Here is a 13,308-nt window from a genome sequence, read left to right as displayed (position 1 = left end):
ACTCAGGAGCCCTTCTTCTTGGATCTGTTCGCGCCCGTGCCCTCGGCCCGCTGGGTCTGCTGGCGGTCACGGTGGGCCTGGATGATCTCCTTGGCCTGACGACGGCGCAGCAGGATGGAGATGAGGTGGCTGAGGATCCCCGCTCCCACCAGCAGAAGGCCGAAGGTCCGCACCGTGCCCCCCGCCGAGCCGCCGCTGAGCGCAGCGATCACCAGCAGCACCACACCGCCGAAGGTGCAGACCATACCGGTCACCAGCGTGCGGCGATAGGCCGGTGTGCCGTTGGTCCACGGGTCGAACCGCGGCGGTGGGCTGGGCGCAGTGTTCATCGCTGGTCATATTACCGGCCAGGCTGGGCGACGTCCTGATCGACCCAGTCGAAGGTCTTCTCCACGGCCTTGGACCACTGGCGCATGAGACGCTGGCGTTCGGCGTCGTCGATCTGCGGAGACCACCGGACGTCCTCGGCCCAGTTCGCTGCGACCTCCTCGGTGGACTCCCAGAAGCCGACTGCGAGACCGGCGGCGTAGGCCGCGCCCAGAGCAGTGGTCTCGATGATCTTCGGGCGGACCACATCGACGCCGAGGACGTCGGCCTGGAACTGCATCAGCGTCTCGTTGACCACCATGCCGCCGTCGACTTTGAGCTCGGTGAGCTCATCGGAGGCGTCAGCACCCATCGCCTCGACCACTTCGGCCGATTGGTAGGCCACCGACTCCAGCGCCGCCCGGCAGAGGTGGTTCTGGTTCACATATCGGGTCAGACCCACGATCACGCCTCGCGCGTCGGCACGCCAGTGCGGGGCGAAGAGCCCGGAGAAGGCCGGGACGATGTAGGCACCACCGTTGTTCTCGACCTTCTTCGCCTTGGATTCGACCTCCTGGGCCGAGGAGATCAGGCCGAGGTTGTCGCGCAGCCATTGGATCAGCGATCCGGTCACCGCGATGGAGCCCTCCAGGGCATACACCGGCTTCTGGCCGGAGAGCTGATAGGCCACAGTGGTCAGCAGCCCGTTCTCTGAGCGGACGATGTCCTCGCCGGTGTTCATCAGCATGAAGTTGCCGGTGCCATAGGTGTTCTTCCCCTGGCCGGGCTCGAAGCAGGCCTGACCGAACGTGGCCGCATGCTGATCTCCGAGCACTCCGGAGATCGGAGTGTCGATCAGCAGGGACTCCCGGCGGCCGTAGCCGTAGACCTCTGAGGAGGTCCGGATCTCCGGGAGCATGCTCACCGGAACGCCGATGGCCTCAGCCAGCTCCTCGTTCCAGTCCAGGGTGTCGATGTTCATCAGCAGCGTGCGGGAGGCGTTGGTGACATCGGTGACGTGGACTCCCTGACGCTCTCCCTCGCCGGAGCCCACTCCGCCGGTGAGGTTCCAGATCAGCCAGGTGTCCATGGTCCCGAAGAGCAGGTCCCCGTTCTCGGCGCGCTCCCGGGCGCCCTCCACGTTGTCGAGGATCCACCGGATCTTCGGTCCGGCGAAGTAGGTGGCCAGCGGCAGCCCGGCGGCATCCCGGAAGGCGGCGCTGCCGTGCGAGGCCTCCAGCTCATCGCAGATGGCCTGAGTGCGGGTGTCCTGCCAGACGATCGCGTGGTAGATCGGCACCCCGGTGTGTCGGTCCCAGACCACGGTGGTCTCACGCTGGTTGGTGATGCCCACTCCGGCCAGGGAATGGCGGTTCACATCAGCATCGGCCAGGGCCAGGCCGATGACTTCGCGGGTGTTGCGCCAGATCTCCATAGCGTCGTGCTCCACCCAGCCGGGCTGCGGGAAGATCTGCTGGTGCTCGCGCTGGCCCGAGGAGACGACCTGACCTGCGTGGTCGAAGACCACGGCGCGGGTGGAGGTGGTGCCCTGGTCGATGGCCAGGACGTACTGATCATCGGTGGGGCGCTTGGTGTGCGGGGCCTGTGTCATGAGTCTGCCTTTCAGAAGTGTTTGCCGGGGCGTGTCCGCTGGTGAGAGCCGAGGGTGTGGCCGGGGGTCAGCCGGCCAGCATGACAGGTGCGGTCAGCCCCGCGGCCAGCCCGCCGGTCACCGGGCCCACGATGGGGACCCAGGCGTAGGCCCAGTCGCTTCCGCCCTTGTGGCGGATGGGCAGCAGGGCGTGGGCGAGGCGGGGGCCGAGGTCCCTGACCGGGTTGATGGCGTACCCCGTGGGGCCGCCCAGGCACGCGCCGATGGCGACCACCAGCAGGCCCACCTCCAACGGACCCAGCTCCGTCGGCGTCGCGCCGAAGAGCAGCACCACCAGTACGAAGATATAGGTCGCGACGGTCTCGGTGACCCAGTTCCAGCCGTAGCTGCGCTCAGCGGGGTCGGTGCAGAAGGTGGATCTGATGACCGCGGCGTCCTCGGCGCCGTCGTACTGCTTCTTATAGACCAGCCAGGCGACCAGCGCGCCGAGGAACGCCCCGATCAGCTGAGCGGTGAAATAGGCGAGCATGGCCGGCACATCGGCGGCGATGCCCGGGGCGAACTCGTTCTCCCCGGAGACGAAGAGTCCTACAGTCACCGCGGGGTTCAGATGTGCTCCGGAAGCCCATCCGACATAGACACCTGCGAAGACTGCCAGACCCCATCCCCAGTGGATCATCAGCGGCCCGCCGCCGTTTCCCTTCGCTCCGGGCAGCAGGGCGTTGGCGACGACGCCGGTGCCCAGCAGCACCAGCGTGGCCGTTCCCATGATCTCGAACAGGAAGATGGTCTCCACCAGATGACTCCTTCGTCATGATGCTCAGGTGTGAGCAGAGTGCAGTGCCGTATGCCCCGCGGAGCGGCTGCCCGCGCGGAGGTTCCTTGTCCCCGAGGGGGTCAGGAGGTCTCGAGGACCTGCTGGGCAGGCAGCACGGCCCGCATCAGCTCAGCCGCCTCGGCATCCGTGGCGGCGCGCTCGGCCGCCCGGTGGGCCTCGACATAGCTGGCGTAGGCGCGCAGCTCATACTCGGTCTGCGCCTCGTCCCAGCCGATCTCTGCAGCGACCAGGGCGGCCACATGCTCCGATGCCTCCAGGCCCCGGTCCCGGACCTCATGGAACAGGCGGGTGCGGCGCTCCAGCAGATCCTCCAGGTGGACCGCGCCTTCGCAGCGGGCGGCATAGACGTATTCCGCCCCCAGGTAGCCGGCTGCGCCGGGAACCGGTTCGCCGAGCTCGGGCCGCTGATCGATCAGCTCCAGCACCTCGCTCAGCAGACTTCCGTAGCGGCCCAGCAGACGCTGAACCGTCTTCGGAGCGAGGTTGTAGCCCGCGGCGATGTCATCGGCGCGTTCGGCCCACTCGCCATAGCCCTGAGCGCCCAGCAGGGGCAGGTGCTCGGTGAGCGAGGAACGGTCCCGGTGGCGCTCAGCGATGGCGAAGTCCACCGCATCCTGAGCCATCGAGCGGTAGGTGGTGAGCTTGCCGCCGGCCACTGCGGAGAGGCCCGGAGCCATCCGCATCACCGTGTGCTCCCGGGAGACCTTCGAGCTGCTGGCCTCATCGGCATCGACCGGCTGCAGCAGCGGCCGCAGCCCGGCCCAGGTGCCGATGACGTCGTCGTGGGTCAGGTCAGTCTCCAGCACCGCGTTGGCGTGCTCGAGCACATAGTCGATGTCCGACGCGTTCGGAGCCGGCACATCGACCGCCTCGTGCCAGGCCGTGTCGGTGGTTCCCACCGACCAGTACTCCCCCATCGGGATGATGAACAGCACGGACTTGTCCGTCTGGGTGATCACCCCGACATGACCCTGGGCCGGGATGCGGTCCTTGGGAACGGTGATGTGGATGCCCTTGGAGGCCAGCACCTTCAGGGCCGGGCCGGTGCCGTCCTGCGCCTCCGCGTGGGCCAGCTTCTCCTGATCCCCGGTCCAGACGCCGGCGGCCATGATGGTCTCGCGGGCGTAGACCCTGTGCTCCGCACCGGTCTCCCGATCCCGGACCACCACACCGACGATCTCCTCGCCGTCGCGATCGCTCCTGAGATATTCGGTGACCTCCGTACGGACTGCCACATGGGCGCCCAGGCTCGCGGCCGAGCGGGCCAGCGTCATCACCAGACGTGCGTCGTCGACCTGCGCGTCGAAGTACTCGAGGGCGCCGATGAACTTGTCATGGTCGAGTCCGGCGAACCGCTTCTGCAGACCCTTGCGGCTCATATGGCGGTGCAGCGGGGCGCGGCCGGCGCCGCTGAAGACCGACTTCAGCCCGTTGCCCAGGGCCGAGGCGGCCGTGGAGAGGCCGTCATAGAGCGTGACCCCGGAGCCGATGAACGCCCGGTCGGCGAGCCGATGCTCGAAGGGGAAGACGAAGGGCAGACCCTTGACCAGGTGCGGGGCCGTGCGGGTCATCAGCAGATTGCGCTCGCGCAGCGCCTCGGCCACCAGCTTGAAGTCCAGCATCTGCAGGTACCGCAGGCCTCCGTGGACCAGCTTGGAGGAGCGCGAGGACGTCCCCTGGGCCAGGTCTCGGGCCTCGACCAGACCCACCTGCAGTCCACGGGTGGAAGCATCGAACGCGGCGGCCGCACCGACCACGCCTCCTCCGACCACCAGGACGTCCAGAGGGTTCTCCGGCGTCGTCCCAGCCATGGCGTCGAGGGCCTGCTGACGGGTGGTGGAATTCATCGGCAAAGGGTGCATGGCGCCGTCCTGACATTCGAGAGTGTGGCTGTGTGATCCCCATGACATATCAGCGCGGTCTTTTTCTCAAAGGGAGTGCACATGTGTGCAATCGTGCGGCAGACTGGCCACTATGAGAGGTTCCTATCGGGAGAAGCTCGAGTACATCGCTGCACAGATGTACTACAGCGAGAACCGCACGATGCAGCACATCGCTCACGAGCTGGAGATCTCCCGCTCCACCGTCTCCCGCCTGCTGACCGACGCCCGGGAGCAGGGGATCGTGCGGATCAGCCTGCATCCGCCCACCGACCGCCCCAGTGCGCTCGAGCACCGCATCGCTGAGCAGTACGGGGTCACCGCCCATGTGGCTCATACCGGTGAGCGCAGGACCCCGCCCCAGGACGCCGTCGCCCGGCTCGGCGCCGGGGTGATCGACGCGCTGGTGGAACCAGACACCGTCATCGGGGCGGCCTGGGGCGCCACGATGACCGCCGTGGCCGAACGGCTGCCCGAACGCAGCGTCCCGGGAGTCCAGGTGGTCCAGCTCAACGGCTCGGTGAACTCGCAGCCGGTGGCCGCCGACGCGACCGGGACCGGTCTGGGCATGGGGGTGGTGGAACGCTTCGCTGAGGCCTATGGAGGACGCCCGCACCTCTTCGCCGCCCCGGCCATCTTCGACTACGAGCAGACCAAGCAGCTGCTCTGGCGCGAGCGCTCCACCTCCCGCGTGCTCAACCTGCAGCGTCGCACCTCTCTGGCGGTGTTCGGAGTGGGCGCATTCGCCGACGGCCGGCCCTCCCAGGTCTATGCCGACGGCTATCTCAGCCGTGATGACCTCAACCAGCTCGCGGAGGAGCAGGTGGTGGGCGATGTCTGCACCGTCTTCCTTCGCGGCGACGGCTCCTGGCGCACCATCGAGCTGAACAGCCGATGCTCCGGGATGCGACCGGACGAACTCATCCGCATCCCGCGCCGGGTCTGCGTGGTCAACGGCCCGCATAAGGTCGCGGCCCTGCGCGGAGTGCTCGCCGCCGGGCTGGTCACCGACCTGGTGCTCGACCAGGCCTCAGCGAACCTGCTGGCCCACGGCGACTGAGCCGCCGCCTCAGACTCTGATGCGATAGCCGCGCTTGACGACCGTCTGGACCAGGTCCACCGGCAGCGCTCTGCGCAGGCGGGAGACCCACATCTCCAGAGCATGTCCTGAGTCGCAGCAGCGGACCTGCTCCAGCAGATCCTCCCGGGAGAGCACCGCACCTTCGGCCTCCATCAGCGCGCGCAGCAGCGCCAGCGGCCCGGGGGCCAGCCGGACCGGCTCCGCGCTGACCTCGCACAGGCGAAGCTCGGCACCGCGCAGCTCGGCCGGCCCATGCTGGGTGTCCAGACGGATGGTGTGGTGACGCTCCAGGTGGTCGCAGACCTTCTTGATCATCGCGCCCAAGCGCCACCGTTCGGGGATCACCGGCTCGATGCCGGCCTCGATCAGCGGACCGGCGGCGACCCCTCCCACTGCGGCGGAGATGACGTCGGTCTTCAGCGCCTCGAGCAGCTCGTCGCGCCGCCCGTACTGCTGGGCGACTCCCAGGAACGCGTCCACGGCCGGGGCGGCGGTGAAGGTGACGATGTCCAGCTGGCGCTCGATGACGGCGTCGATCATGCGCAGCAGCTCATTGTCCTCGACCGGCTTGGCCCAGGTGTAGGGCATGACGGTGAGCACCCGCGCCCCGGCGTCCTCCAGTCGGCGGATCTGCTCGTGGTTCAGCAGCCCATGCAGCTGGAACGCGACAGTCTTTCCGCTGAGGTCACGTTCCAGGAGCATGTCCAGGACGGTGTCGGTGCGTTCGTCCTCGGCGGCGCCGTCGTCGTCGAGCCCGCAGGCGCGCACCGCACCTCTGGCTTTGGGGCCGCGCACCAGGATGGCCGCCTTCTCCAGGACCTCATAGAGCTCTGTCCAGACCCCATAGGTCTCGGCGGCCTCCGCCCAGCGGCGCATCCCGTAGGCGGTGGTGATGATCGCGAAGTCCGGCTGGGCCGCGATGACCTCGTCGGTGTCCCGCTGCAGGGTGATCGACTCGGTCAGCGGGGCGATCCGCAGCGCGGGAGCATGCATCACCTCGGCTCCGCGGCGCTCGAAGGCGGAGATGAGCTCCTCACTGCGCCGGTCCGAGGTCACTCCGATCCTGAATCCGGCCAGCGTCTGCGGCAGGGCGGGCACAGCCCCGAGGTCCGGAGTGGAGGCACTGGGGGCGACGGCGGAGGTGGACTGCCCAGCAGCCGTCATGCCAGAGCCCCCGCCTGCAGCGCGGCGGCACGCACGACGCCGGCCGCCTCCTCCGCGGTGCCGGCCTCTCCCCTGCCGGGCCCGTCGGCGGCCAGTCGGACCACCTCGCCGATCACCAGCACGGCCGGCGATCCGATGCGCTGGGCGGCCACAGCTGCCAGGATTCCGTCCAGCGGCGCCAGGCAGACCCGCTGCTGTGAGGTCAGGCCATGCTCCACCACTCCGACCGGAGTGTCCTCGCCCAGGCCGTGGCGGCGCAGTCCCTCCACAGTATGACCCAACGTTCCGATGCCCATCAGGACCACCACTGTACCGCCCAGGCTGGTCAGCCCGGCCAGCTCCTGCTCGGTGAGCGGGTCATGTCCTGAGATGACGGTGAAGGCCCGATTGATGCCGCGGGCTGTCACCGGGATGCCGGCGGCGGCAGGCACGGCCACTGCAGAGGTCAGGCCCGGCACTGTGGTGACCGGTATCCCGGCCTCGCGGCAGGCCGCCACCTCCTCGCAGCCGCGGCCGAAGACATAGGGGTCCCCACCTTTGAGCCGGACCACATGATGGCCGCGGCGCGCGGCGTCGAGCATCATCGAGTGGATGTTCTCCTGGGTGACCCGGTGATGCCCGGGGCGCTTGCCCACATCGAACAGCTGGGCCTGCGGGGCCCAGGTCCGCAGATCGTCGGTGGGGGCCAGCCGGTCGTAGAGCACGACGTCGGCGGCGGCCAGAGCGTCTCGGGCGCGGACGGTCATCAGATCCGCAGCACCCGGTCCTCCTCCCACGAGAGTGACCCGACCGGCGGCTGGGTGCTGGGCAGCCGGCGTCGGGCTCCGGTCCTGGCCCTCGCTGTTCTGGTGGTCCCAGCTCATGAGGCACCGACCTTCCGTCCCGAGGCAGGGGCTCCCACCAGCTCGAGGTCCTCCTCGATCATGGGCTCGCCGTCAGCATCCGGCGAGCGGACTGTGCCATCCAGAGGGGAGGCAGTCACCGCATCCGAGCGGACCGGGATGACCGGGCCGAGCAGCACCGGCCCTTCCCCGGCGGCCGCGGCCTGCTTCTCCTCTTCGAAGGCAGGACGGAACTGATCTCGCTCGAGAACATACTTCAGATCGGTGTCCGGGGCCTCCGGTGCATTGATGAAGGAACGGAAGCGGCGCAGCTTCTCCGGATCCTTCAGCGTGGCCGCCCACTCGTCCTCATAGCGTTCCACATGCTCAGCCATCGCCACCTCGAGATCTTCGGCGATGCCCAAGGAGTCCCTGACGACCACGTCGTAGACATGGTCGATGCCCCCGGGCAGCTCCTCGATCCACCGGGCTGTGCGCTGCATCCGGTCAGCCGTGCGGACGTAGTACATGATGTAGCGGTCCATGTACCGGATGAGCGTCTGATCATCGAGGTCCTTGGCCAACAGCTGGGCGTGGACCGGGGTCGCACCGCCGTTGCCGCCGACATAGAGGTTCCATCCCTCCGGGGTGGCGATGATGCCGGCGTCCTTGCCGCGGGCCTCAGCGCATTCGCGGGCGCAGCCGGAGACACCGAACTTCATCTTATGCGGCGAGCGCAGGCCCTTGTATCTGTTCTCCAGGCGGACGCCCATCGCCACCGAATCCTGCAGACCGTAGCGGCACCAGGTGGTGCCCACGCAAGATTTCACGTTGCGCAGAGCCTTGCCGTAGGCCTGTCCGGATTCGAACCCGGCGTCCACCAAACGCATCCAGATCTTGGGCAGCTGCTCCAGCCGAGCACCGAACAGATCGATGCGCTGGGCTGCGGAGATCTTGGTGTAGAGCCCGAACTCCTTGGCGACCTCCGCGATGACGGCCAGCTTGTCCGGGGTGATCTCTCCGGCGGGTATGCGCGGCATCACGGAGTAGGTGCCGTTGCGCTGCATATTGGCCAGCGCACGGTCATTGGTGTCCTGGAGACCGCCACGGCCGCCCTCCAGGATGTAGCCGTCGTGCAGGGCGGCCAGCATGGAGGCCACAGCCGGCTTACAGATGTCACAGCCGAAGTTGATGCTGGAGTCCGCAGGCGAGCCGAACCGGTCCACGATCTCGGTGAAGGAGGTCAGCTGGGTCGCCCGGACCACTTCGAAGAGCTCGGCGCGGGCATAGCCGAAGTGCTCACACATCGCCGTGGAGACCTCCATCCCCTGAGCGAGCATCGCCTTCTCCATGGTCTTCTTGGCCAGCGGGACGCAGGAGCCGCACTGGGTGCCCACAGCCGTGCAGCTCTTCAGGGCCCCCATCTCGGTGACCGGTTCACCGGTGGTCTCCCCGGCGACGGCCTGACGGATGTGCCCTGCGCAGACGGCTTTGCAGGAGCAGACCTCGGCGTCGTCGGGCAGGTCCATGTCCACGTCTCCTCCGGAGGCTGAGAGGAAGGCTCCGGGCTCAGCGGGCAGCTCACGCCCCAACAGCGGGCGCAGCGAGGAGTATGGAGTCGCATCTCCGACGAAGACGCCGCCCAGCAGTGTGGAGGCGTCATCGGTGACCACGAGCTTCTGGTAGACCCCTGCGACGGAGTCGGCGTAGACCACCTCCAGAGCTCCCTCAGTCTCTGCGAAGGTGTCGCCGAAGCTGGCCACGTCCATCCCGGCCAGCTTCAGCTTCGCGGCCGTGTCGAAGCCGTCGAAGCTGGCCTCACCGCCGAGGAGTCGGTCGGCCACAACCTCGGCCATCGCGTTGGCCGGCGCCACCAGGCCCATGCAGAGGCCCTCATAGTTGGCCACCTCGCCGATGGCCCAGACATGGGGCGCGGAGGTCGCACAGGTCTGGTCGATGACGATGCCGCCGCGCGGATTGGTCTCCAGGCCGGCATCGCGGCCCAGCTCATCACGGGCGGTGATCCCGACGGCGGCGACCACCAGGTCCGCCGAGACATCGGAGGTCTCCGCGAAGTTCAGGGTGAAGCGGAAGGAGCCGGCGCCGTTGATGGTCAGCGCAGCCGGCCGCTCACCCATGTGGAGGTCATAGCCCTCCTTGGCCAACAGCCGGTTCAGCGTGCGGCCGCCGCCCTCGTCCAGCTGGGCGTTCATCAGGTAGTCCCGGGAATGGACGATGGTCACTGTGGCGCCGCGGCCCTTGAGACCGCCGGCGGCCTCCAGGCCGAGCAGGCCTCCGCCGATGACCGCACAGTGCGGGGTCCGGCCGAGCTCTTCGCGCAGCTGCTCCACACGCCGAGTCAGCCAGTCCACGTCCTCGAGGGTGCGGTAGACCGCGATCTCCTCACTGCCGCGGATGGGCGGTGCCGGGGCGGTGGAGCCGGTGGCGAGCACGACCTCGTCGAAGCCGACCACCTCGGACTCACCGAGGCCGTCGGAGCCCGCGGCCGGCGTCGTCGTGATGGTCTTCGCCGCGGGATCCAGAGCGGTCACCACGGTGCCGGTGTGCAGTCTGACCTGTGGGTTCTCCCAGAGGGCGGAGTCGCCCAGCAGCAGATCGTCCTCCGGGTCCTCGAAGCGCCGGGACAGGCCCACTCGGTCGTAGGGAGGCAGGGCCTCTTCGGTGAAGAGGCTGATGCGGGTCTCCGCCGGTTCGCGCGAGATCAGCGCCTCGACCAGCCGGTGCGCAGCGGGTCCTCCGCCGACGACGGCGATATGGCGGACCCCTGCAGGGGCAGTGGCATCACAGGTCTGGATAGGAGACATGACCTCACGCTACGAAGACGCCGTTTCCCCGGCGTATCCCACCTGTAAAGCGAGTGTGACATGGTCCTCAGCCGTCTCCGCGGCCTGCCTGAGAGGTGTTTCATGTCGGCTTCACACCCCTGCCGGGCGGCTGAAACGGCCCTGTCCTAGAGTGGGGACCGTGAGCACAGAACACGCGACTGAGACTGCACTCTGGCACCGCATCTGCCCGGTCGAGGAGCTGGAACCGATGTGGGGCGAGGCCGCACTGCTCGACGGCACCCAGATCGCTCTGGTCCGGCTGCCCGATGAACGGATCTTCGCCGTCGACCATTGGGACCCGGTGGCCCAGGCCAACGTCATGGCACGCGGGATCGTCGGGTCCAAGGGCGGAACCCCCACGCTGGCCTCCCCGATCCATAAACAGGTCTACAGCCTGCAGACCGGCGAGTGCCTCTCTGAGGACGGTCCGGCGCTGGGCACCTTCGAAGTCCGCGTGCAGGACGGTCACCTCGAGGTGAAGGCCTGATGCCCCCGACGCCGCCCGCGCTGGCCGCCATCTCCCACGGCACCTCCTCCCCCGCCGGCCAGGCGGTGGTCCGGGCGCTCGCCGATCAGGTGCGGCACCTGGCCGTCTCCGAGGAGGCCGAGGGGCACCCGGTGGGCACTGTGGTGCTGGGGCATGTGGATGTCCAGCAGCCGGATGTCGCCACCACCCTGGACTCACTGGCCGAGGGTGAGTCGGCCGTGCTGGTCCCCCTGCTGCTGTCGGCGGGGTTCCACGTGAATGTGGATATGAAGGAGGCGGTGGATGCGGCCGGCCGGCCCGCCGTCATCGCCGGTGCGCTGGGCCCAGATGAGCGCTTGGCAGCCGTTCTGCAGCGTCGCTTGGATGAGGCCGGGGCGGATCTCGGCCGAGACACCGTCATCCTCGCGGCGGCCGGGTCCTCCGACGCCTCCGCCGTGCGCGACGTCGGTGAGACCGCCCGGCTGCTCAGCGGACGTCTGGGCGCCCGCGTCCAGGACGCCTATCTGTCCTTCGCCGAGCCCTCCGTCCCCGAGGCTGTGCGCGCCGCCGTCGAGGAGAACCCCTCCGGCCGAGTCGCCGTGGTGAGCTACCTGCTGGCCCCCGGCTACTTCCAGGACCTGCTGGAGGCACGGGCCTCGAAGGCCGGAGCCGCCGTCATCACCCAACCCCTCCTCCACCTCCACGAGGACACACCCCAGGTCCCCGACGAGCTGCCCCGCATCGTCCTGGACCGCTACGGCCTCGCCTCCTGAGCTTTCGGTGGAAGACGCCCGGCGGAAGACGAACATCTGCTCCAGACACTCATGGAGCGGCGCCAGGAGAACCACCAGAGTGTGCGGGGGAAGTCGTTCCAGGATCCCTTGTGTGAGCGAAGGGTTTCGCGACACGCGGCAGCGTGGCGCGCTTCGCGAGCTAAGGGCGGAACGCCTTCCTCCGAACACCCGGTACGCCCTCAACGCCAACCTTCCCCCAACACCGCCGCTCCTGTAAGGTCAGCAAGTGAATGTGAGACAGGTCACCTACCACCTGACATTCACCACCGACCAAGGAGTCAGACATGAGCAGCAATCGCGTCGTCGTCTATAAGAGCCCCGGTGAGGTGGAGGTCGAGAGCATCGACTATCCCCGTCTGGAAGTCCCTCGGGAGGTGGCCGACCACTTCGGGATCACACAGAAGGCTCCCCATGCCGCCATCCTGAAGGTGACCACCACCAACATCTGCGGCTCCGACCAACACATGGTCCGCGGCCGCACCACGGCACCGGTGGGCCAGACGCTGGGCCACGAGATCACCGGCGAAGTCGTCGAGACCGGTGAGGATGTGCTGTTCGTCCGCGAGGGCGACATCTGCTCGGTGCCCTTCAACATCGCCTGCGGCCGCTGCCGGATGTGCGAAGAGGGCAAGACCGGCATCTGCCTGAACGTGAACCCGGCCCGCGCCGGTGCGGCCTACGGCTACGTGGACATGGGCGGCTGGATCGGCGGACAGGCCGAGTACGTAATGGTCCCCTACGCCGACTTCAACCTGCTGAAGTTCCCGGACCGCGACCAGGCCCTGGAGAAGATCCTGGACCTGACGATGCTCTCGGACATCTTCCCCACCGGTTACCACGGGGCCTACACGGCCGGGGTGACCACCGGTTCCACGGTCTATGTGGCCGGCGCCGGGCCGGTGGGCCTGGCGGCCGCACACTCGGCCCAGCTGCTCGGGGCTTCGGTGGTGATGGTCGGCGATATGAACGCCGACAGACTCCGCCAGGCAGAGAGCTTCGGCTGTGTGGGCATCGATCTGACCACCGACGGGACGCTGGAGGAGAAGATCGCCGAGGTCATCGGCGAACCCGAGGTGGACGCCGCAGTCGACGCCGTCGGCTTCGAGGCCCGCGGGCACGGGGCCGACGCCGGTGAGGCTCCCGCCACCGTGCTCAACGACTGCATGGGCGTGGCCCGTGCCGGAGCCGGCATCGGGATCCCGGGGCTGTATGTGACCGGGGACCCGGGAGCGGTGGACGACGCCGCGAAGGAAGGGACCCTCGGGGTACGGCTGGGCCTGGGATGGGCGAAGTCGCACCGCTTCATGACCGGTCAGTGCCCGGTGAAGCAGTACAACCGCAAGCTGATGAACCTGATCCTGCACGACAAGGCACAGATCGCGAAGGCAGTCAGCGCGACGACGATCAGTCTGGACGAGGCCCCGCAGGGCTATCAGCAGTTCGACAGCGGGGTGGCGCAGAAGTTCGTGATCGACCCGCACGGGATGGTGGAGGCCTGAG

General features: G+C 68.3%; 11 protein-coding genes. 4 read left to right on the top strand and 7 right to left on the bottom strand.

Going from position 1 to position 13,308, the window contains the following annotated elements; all coding sequences use genetic code 11:
• Positions 1-2 precede the first annotated feature (2 nt).
• The 4 genes from JOF45_RS00790 to JOF45_RS00775 all read right to left on the bottom strand — a co-directional run bounded on the left by JOF45_RS00790 (position 3) and on the right by JOF45_RS00775 (position 4,603).
• Positions 3-329: a hypothetical protein gene (locus tag JOF45_RS00790; RefSeq protein ID WP_210047349.1), complete on the bottom strand. Its 327-nt coding sequence runs from the start codon at positions 327-329 to the stop codon at positions 3-5.
• An 11-nt stretch (positions 330-340) separates the two neighbouring features.
• Positions 341-1,918, bottom strand: a complete 1,578-nt coding sequence (gene glpK / locus JOF45_RS00785; RefSeq protein ID WP_210047348.1) for a glycerol kinase GlpK — start codon at positions 1,916-1,918, stop codon at positions 341-343.
• A 67-nt stretch (positions 1,919-1,985) separates the two neighbouring features.
• On the bottom strand, positions 1,986-2,714 hold the full coding sequence (locus JOF45_RS00780) for an MIP/aquaporin family protein (protein ID WP_210047347.1): 729 nt from the start codon (positions 2,712-2,714) through the stop codon (positions 1,986-1,988).
• Positions 2,715-2,815: 101 nt separating this feature from the next.
• Positions 2,816-4,603 carry a glycerol-3-phosphate dehydrogenase/oxidase gene (locus tag JOF45_RS00775; RefSeq protein WP_245324097.1) on the bottom strand — a complete coding sequence of 596 codons (1,788 nt, stop codon included), beginning with the start codon at positions 4,601-4,603 and terminating at the stop codon, positions 2,816-2,818.
• A 127-nt stretch (positions 4,604-4,730) separates the two neighbouring features.
• Between JOF45_RS00775 and JOF45_RS00770 the strand changes: the two genes are divergently transcribed.
• Positions 4,731-5,696 carry a sugar-binding transcriptional regulator gene (locus JOF45_RS00770; protein ID WP_210047345.1) on the top strand — a complete coding sequence of 322 codons (966 nt, stop codon included), beginning with the start codon at positions 4,731-4,733 and terminating at the stop codon, positions 5,694-5,696.
• A 9-nt stretch (positions 5,697-5,705) separates the two neighbouring features.
• On the opposite strand, the gene JOF45_RS00765 is transcribed toward JOF45_RS00770, so the two are convergent.
• Genes JOF45_RS00765 through nirB form a run of 3 tightly spaced genes read right to left on the bottom strand, consistent with a single transcriptional unit; the run spans position 5,706 to position 10,527 of the window.
• Entirely contained in the window at positions 5,706-6,881 is a 1,176-nt protein-coding gene (locus JOF45_RS00765) for a uroporphyrinogen-III synthase (RefSeq protein WP_210047344.1), read from the bottom strand.
• Positions 6,878-7,744, bottom strand: coding sequence for a uroporphyrinogen-III C-methyltransferase (gene cobA / locus JOF45_RS00760; RefSeq protein ID WP_210047343.1), 867 nt, complete (start codon positions 7,742-7,744; stop codon positions 6,878-6,880). Before cobA ends, JOF45_RS00765 begins: the two co-directional genes overlap by 4 nt.
• Positions 7,741-10,527, bottom strand: a complete 2,787-nt coding sequence (gene nirB / locus JOF45_RS00755; protein ID WP_210047342.1) for a nitrite reductase large subunit NirB — start codon at positions 10,525-10,527, stop codon at positions 7,741-7,743. The genes cobA and nirB overlap by 4 nt, the downstream gene beginning before the upstream one ends.
• A 160-nt stretch (positions 10,528-10,687) precedes the next feature.
• Between nirB and nirD the strand changes: the two genes are divergently transcribed.
• The 3 genes from nirD (at position 10,688) to fdhA (ending at position 13,307) form a co-directional block, all read left to right on the top strand.
• A complete protein-coding gene (gene nirD / locus JOF45_RS13180; protein ID WP_342591353.1) occupies positions 10,688-11,035 on the top strand; it encodes a nitrite reductase small subunit NirD in 348 nt (115 codons plus the stop codon).
• On the top strand, positions 11,035-11,787 hold the full coding sequence (locus JOF45_RS00745) for a sirohydrochlorin chelatase (protein ID WP_210047340.1): 753 nt from the start codon (positions 11,035-11,037) through the stop codon (positions 11,785-11,787). The genes nirD and JOF45_RS00745 overlap by 1 nt, the downstream gene beginning before the upstream one ends.
• A 305-nt stretch (positions 11,788-12,092) precedes the next feature.
• On the top strand, positions 12,093-13,307 hold the full coding sequence (gene fdhA, locus JOF45_RS00740) for a formaldehyde dehydrogenase, glutathione-independent (protein WP_210047339.1): 1,215 nt from the start codon (positions 12,093-12,095) through the stop codon (positions 13,305-13,307).
• Position 13,308 lies beyond the last annotated feature (1 nt).

It is taken from the genome of Nesterenkonia lacusekhoensis (assembly GCF_017876395.1).
Classification (GTDB): domain Bacteria; phylum Actinomycetota; class Actinomycetes; order Actinomycetales; family Micrococcaceae; genus Nesterenkonia; species Nesterenkonia lacusekhoensis.
This window is presented reverse-complemented; position numbering and strand designations above follow the sequence as displayed.